Below are 1,267 nucleotides of genomic sequence, written 5' to 3' on the forward strand. Positions count from 1 at the left end.
CGGGCGCTGGCGCCGAGGATCGGCCAGGTGGTGCAGTGCTGCGGCCTGGCGGGGGTGGGCGAGCTGTTCGTGGACCTGGCGCTGGTCACCGGCGAGGAGCGGCACTGGGCGGCCGCCGGTGAGGTCGCGGCCCTGGTCCTGTCCCGCGCGGGCGGTGCGCCAGGCCGTCCCATCTTCCCCGGCACGGCCCTGCTGACCGAGTCGCCCGCGTGGGCCGCCGGCACCCCGGGCGTGCTGACGTTCCTGCGCCGCCTGCACCGCCGCACCGGCCCCCGCCCGGCCCTGCTGCCGGTGTTCTGAAACCCGTAGCCTGAGGCCGGATCAGGCCGTGGGGCGCGGGGTTGCCCGCTGTTACCGATTCTCCGGGCCGGGTCTCAGCGATCCAGGTATTTCGGCTGATTGTCGGTGCTGTCCGGTATGGTCCGGGGAGTTGGTGGTCTGGCGCGGGAGGGGGGTCTTGTGCGGGGGTTCGAGGCGCGTCCGGGTTTCGTGGTTCAGGCGTACCGTTTTGCGCTGGATCCGAAGTGGTCGAGGACCTCAACGTCGCCGGGATGCTCCGCAACCGCCGGCTCGCCAGGAGGATCGCCGACGCCGGGTTCGGCGAGATCCGCCGGCAGATCACCTACAAGACCGGCTGGGCCGGCGGCCGCGTGATCGTCGCCAACCGCTGGTACCCGTCCAGCAAGACCTGCTCGGCGTGCAAGGCAGTGAAAGCCAAGCTGCCCCTGCACGCCCGGGTGTTCACCTGCGACGCGTGTAGCCTGGTCATCGACCGGGACGAGAACGCGGCCCGCAACCTCGCCGGCCTCGCGTCGGGCGGCATCACGGGTACCGGAGTGGCCGGAGGCCCGGACGCGCAAGCGTCGAAACCGCGTGGAGCCGACCACAAGACCCGCACCACCCGCACCCGCCGCAAGGCGAGTGCGGGGCGGGCAGGCGGCGAAACCCTCCCCCGCCAGCGGGGCGAGGAGGAAACGCGAGACCGTACCCAGGACACCGAAGCGCAGCTCGCGCTCTGGTGACACCGTGACGGACCTCCCGGGTCGTAATGCCCGGGTTGCTGATAACCGACTATGGAATCAGGAACGGAAGAGCAATGACGCGTGGGCGCCGTCCCGTCCGGGCCGCGGCGGCACTGGGCCTGGCCGCCGCACTGCTGGTGGCGAGCGCGGGCTGCGCCGCGCCGCAGGCCGAGGACCGCTCCGCGGACGCCGCGCCGCCCGCGCCCGCCGCGCCGGCGGCCGCCCCGACCAGCGCGGATCCGGCC

At 73.5% G+C, this 1,267-nt stretch carries 1 protein-coding gene and 1 pseudogene; both read left to right on the forward strand.

Translation table 11 applies throughout. The features are described from left to right. Nucleotides 1–300: pseudogene (locus tag AB0O00_RS40075) on the forward strand (serine/threonine protein kinase); the annotation flags it as partial. A 224-nt stretch (nt 301–524) separates the two neighbouring features. Then, nucleotides 525–1,022, forward strand: coding sequence for an RNA-guided endonuclease TnpB family protein (locus AB0O00_RS40080; RefSeq protein ID WP_363659596.1), 498 nt, complete (start codon nt 525–527; stop codon nt 1,020–1,022). Nucleotides 1,023–1,267: the final 245 nt, after the last annotated feature.

The organism is Kitasatospora sp. NPDC093558, assembly GCF_040683475.1.
In the GTDB taxonomy this organism is placed as follows: domain Bacteria; phylum Actinomycetota; class Actinomycetes; order Streptomycetales; family Streptomycetaceae; genus Kitasatospora.